Annotated in this window: 5 protein-coding genes; 1 reads left to right on the top strand and 4 read right to left on the bottom strand. The window is 69.7% G+C overall.

What is annotated here, in order from left to right:
- From ACRDPN_RS01215 to hemL, 4 genes are all read right to left on the bottom strand, one after another.
- Window positions 1-330: cytochrome c biogenesis CcdA family protein (locus ACRDPN_RS01215; protein WP_431445501.1), on the bottom strand; the 330-nt coding region annotated here is incomplete at its 3' end.
- Window positions 327-881 (bottom strand): TlpA family protein disulfide reductase, encoded by a 555-nt coding sequence (locus ACRDPN_RS01210; RefSeq protein WP_431445500.1) that lies wholly within the window; start codon window positions 879-881, stop codon window positions 327-329. The genes ACRDPN_RS01210 and ACRDPN_RS01215, both read right to left, overlap by 4 nt.
- Complete coding sequence (locus tag ACRDPN_RS01205) at window positions 878-1534, bottom strand: histidine phosphatase family protein (protein ID WP_431445499.1); 657 nt, start codon at window positions 1532-1534, stop codon at window positions 878-880. Before ACRDPN_RS01205 ends, ACRDPN_RS01210 begins: the two co-directional genes overlap by 4 nt.
- 79 nt (window positions 1535-1613) lie before the next feature.
- Window positions 1614-2948, bottom strand: a complete 1335-nt coding sequence (gene hemL / locus ACRDPN_RS01200; RefSeq protein WP_431445502.1) for a glutamate-1-semialdehyde 2,1-aminomutase — start codon at window positions 2946-2948, stop codon at window positions 1614-1616.
- 189 nt (window positions 2949-3137) lie between these two features.
- Here hemL and ACRDPN_RS01195 point away from each other — a divergent pair.
- Window positions 3138-3972, top strand: an 835-nt coding sequence (locus ACRDPN_RS01195; protein ID WP_431445498.1) for a lytic transglycosylase domain-containing protein, incomplete at its 3' end; no start/stop codon positions are given.

Genomic DNA, 3972 nt, shown 5'->3' with positions numbered 1-3972 from the left:
CAGGCCGAGCAGGATCACCAGCACGCCGGTGACGATCGACAGCTCACGGTGGTACGCGAAGAGCTCCTGGCCGATCGAGCCGAACAGCGCGCCGCCACTGACGAACACCACGGTGAAGCCGAGGACGAACAGCGACGAGCCCAGCAGCAGCCGGCCGCGCCGGGCGGTGTCGAGGTCCTGGACGCCGACGCCGGTGACGTAGGAGAGATAGCCGGGAAGCAGCGGCACCACGCACGGTGAGAAGAACGAGATGAGGCCGGCCAGGACCGCGATCGGGATCGCCAGCAGCAGCGATCCGGACGCGACGGTGTCGGAGACGTCCTGGATCATGTCGACTCCCGGACGTCGTCGATCAGGCCGGCGAGCGTCGAGGCCGAGACCTCGTCCATGATGCGCACCGCCACGCGGCCGCGGTCGTCGATGATCCAGGTGGTGGGGATGGCCTGTGACGGGAGCGACTTCGCGAAGCCGAGCAGGGTGCGGCCGGAGAAGTCGGCGATGCTCCGGTACGGCGTCTCGTGCTTGCGGGTGAAGGCGAGGGCGGCAGCCGGCTTGTCGCGCACGAGCACGCCCACGAACGTGACGTCGCGATCGGCGTACTGCTTCGACACCTCGGCGAGGGCCGGTGCCTCCTTGCGGCACGGCGGGCACCACGAGCCCCAGACGTTGACGACGAGGGTGTCTCCGGCGAACTCGGCGGTGGACAGCGGGCGTCCCTCGAGGTCGTCGCCGGCCAACGTCGGAGCCCTTGCACGATCCTCGGCCGGGACGACGGTGATGGATCCGTTGCCGCTCACGTACCCGCCCGTCGATCCCTCGGTGCCGACACCGCTGCACCCGGCGAGGACGACCGCGGCTGCGAGCAGCAGCGCAGGCCTCATGCCCCGCCGACGAACTTCTTGCCGCCCCTCAGCTCCTCCGGAAGGAGGTGGCCGGCCGGCTCGCTGTAGGTGAAGCCGTCGAAGTGGTCGTCGTCGAACGTCAGGCTGGTGAGACTGGCGAGCGAGCACTGCCGCTTGCGCGGGTCGTGCACGAAGGTCTTCTGCTCGAACGAGCGGCGGGCGATCCACACCGGCAGCTGGTGCGACACGATGACGGCCTCGTGTCCCCGTGCCGCCTCGCGGGCGTCGGCGATCGCGGCCCGCATGCGCTTCGCGATATGGGCATACGGCTCGCCCCACGACGGCCGGAACGGGTTGCGCAGCTTCCACCAGTTGGCCGGGCGTCGCAACGCACCGTCGCCGACGCCGAAGGTGCGGCCCTCGAACAGGTTGTCGGCCTCGATGACCCGCTCGTCGGTGGTGATCTCCACCTCGAGGAGCTTCGACAGCGGCTCGGCGGTCTGCTGGGCCCGCTCCAGTGGCGAGGACACCAGGTGGATGATCTCGTTCTTCGACAGGAAGTCGGCCGCTGCCTCGGCCATCTCGTGGCCGAGGTCGGACAGGAAGTACTCCGGCAGCCGGCCGTAGAGCACGCCCTCGGGGTTGTGGACCTCGCCGTGCCTCATCAGATGCACGATCGTTCGGGTGCTCATCACCCCGCCCCCGTGAAGAGCCGAGAGTACGGGGGCGGCGCGACGAGGTCCGAATTGTTCACTCGCTGTCGCTCGCTCATCAGGTCGTCCTCGTCGGTTCGGGTGCGGCGGCCGCGGCGCGGGCCGCCTCCGGGAGTGCCGCGGCCATCCTAGAGAGTGTCGCGTCGTCGTGAGCCGCCGAGACGAACCAGCACTCGAACGCACTCGGCGGAAGGTGGACACCGGCGTCGAGCATCGCGTGGAAGAACGCGGTGAAGCGCCACGTCTCCTGGGCCTGCGCCCCGGCGAAGTCGGTGACCGGGTCGGTGACGCCCCAGAAGACGCTGAACATGCTGCCCGCCGTCTGTAGCACGTGAGGCACGCCGGCCTGCTTGAGTGCCCCGGTGACGAGAGACTGCACCGACTCAGACCACGAGTCGACGGCGGCGTAGACGTCGGCGTCGGCCAGCCGCAACGTGGTGAGGCCCGCGGTGGTGGCCACGGGGTTCCCCGACAGCGTGCCGGCCTGGTAGACGGGGCCGCTCGGCGCCAGCTGCCCCATGACGTCGGCCCGGCCGCCGAACGCGGCCGCAGGGAACCCGCCGCCCATCACCTTGCCGAACGTGAGGAGGTCAGGCTGCCAGCCCTCGAGTGCGCCGTCGAGTCCCCAGTGGCCCGACGGGCTGACGCGGAATCCGGTCATGACCTCGTCACTGATGAACAGTGCTCCGTGCGTGCGGCACGTCTCGGACAGGAACGCGTTGAAGCCGGGCTCGGGCGGGACGACGCCCATGTTGCCGGCGGCCGCCTCAGTGATGACGCAGGCGATGCGCGGGCCCAGCTCGGCGAACGCAGCCTCGACGGCGGCCCGGTCGTTGTACGGCAGCACCACGGTGTCGGCCGTGACGTGTGCCGGCACCCCTGGCGTCTCGGGGAGCCCCAACGTGACGACACCCGAGCCGGCCTCGGCGAGCAGAGCATCGACGTGGCCGTGGTAGCAGCCGGCGAACTTGACGACCATGTCGCGACCGGTGAATCCGCGCGCCAGGCGCAGCGCGGACATCGTGGCCTCGGTGCCGGATGAGACGAGCCGCACCTGCTCGACCGGTGCGCGCTCCACGATCTCCTCGGCCAACTCGACCTCGGGCCGACTCGGCGTTCCGAACGACGTGCCTCGCGACACGGCCTCCTGCACCGCTGCCACGACCTCGGGATGTGCGTGCCCGAGGAGCATCGGGCCCCACGACCCGACGAGGTCGACGTAGCGCTCCCCGTCGGCGGCGGTGAGCCATGCGCCCTCGCCCTCCACCATGAACCGGGGCGTGCCTCCGACCGCTCGGAAGGCCCGCACTGGGGAGTTGACTCCACCGGGTGAGACAATGAGGGCGCGGTCGAACCACCGCTGGGACTCTGGTTGTTCGTGGGGAGCGGACATCACCAGGTCATTGTCGCTGGTGGTGGTCGGGGGTCCGTAACCCCGGGTCAGGCAAATCGTTGATTTCTACTGTATTCTCTATCTTTTGCCCCGATTGAGGGTGAAGGGTAACATCGGTTTACACCGGTGGCCCGAAGCTTTGGGTCACCAGACGTTTTTGAGGGAGACATGGTTCGACAGCTATCGCGCTTGCAGAAGGCAAGCGCGCTCGTGCCGATGGCGGTTCTCGTCGGCGCGTGGGGCGCTGCAGTCACCAACTCCGGCCTTGCTCTCGCCGTCGGCGGCCCCGACTCCGACGTCATCCCCGACGTCCCGGCCACGGCGTTCGACGAGCCCGCCACGGTCCAGAAGTCCCCGGGCGGCATCGATCCCCGTGCCGGCGCCGCCGGCGCCGTCTCCAGCAACGGCATCCCCGCCGCAGCCCTGGCCGCGTACCGCCGCGCCGAGACGCTGCTCGGCAAGGCCGACTCGAGCTGCAAGCTCCCCTGGAACCTCGTCGCCGCCATCGGGCGCGTCGAGTCCAACCACGGGCGCACCAACGGCAACGCGCTGAGTGCCGACGGCCTCGCCCAGCCCGGCATCTTCGGCGTCCCGCTCAACGGCAACGGCGTCGCCCGCATCTCCGACTCCGACAGCGGCGAGTTCGACAACGACACCGTCTGGGACCGCGCGGTCGGCCCCATGCAGTTCATCCCGGGCACCTGGAGCTCGGTGGGCATCGACTCCGACAACGACGGCAAGAAGAACCCGCAAGACATCGACGACGCGGCCACGGGCGCCGGCATCTACCTGTGCGCCGGCTCCGGCGACCTCTCCACCGACGGTGACGCCCGTAGCGCCGTGCACCGCTACAACCACTCCAGCTCCTACGTCGACCTGGTCATGAAGATCTCCGAGGCGTACGCCAACGGCGACTTCTCCCAGACGCCCAACGGCTTCCCGTCCTCGTCGATCCTCACCAGCCAGGCCAACGACCAGACGCTCTCGCCGAGGCAGCGCGCCGCGGCCGAGCAGAGGCAGCAGC

The sequence above is a fragment of the Aeromicrobium sp. genome, assembly GCF_050700635.1.
GTDB lineage: Bacteria > Actinomycetota > Actinomycetes > Propionibacteriales > Nocardioidaceae > Aeromicrobium.
Note: the sequence above shows the minus strand (reverse complement) of the source record. Positions and strands in the feature narration are given on the sequence as shown.

What these genes read in the sequence shown, in the direction of transcription:
- ACRDPN_RS01210 (WP_431445500.1), bottom strand. Translation starts at nt 881, where the DNA reads ATGAGGCCTGCGCTGCTGCTCGCAGCCGCGGTCGTCCTCGCCGGGTGC.
- ACRDPN_RS01205 (WP_431445499.1), bottom strand. Translation starts at nt 1,534, where the DNA reads ATGAGCACCCGAACGATCGTGCATCTGATGAGGCACGGCGAGGTCCAC.
- hemL (WP_431445502.1), bottom strand. Translation starts at nt 2,948, where the DNA reads ATGTCCGCTCCCCACGAACAACCAGAGTCCCAGCGGTGGTTCGACCGC.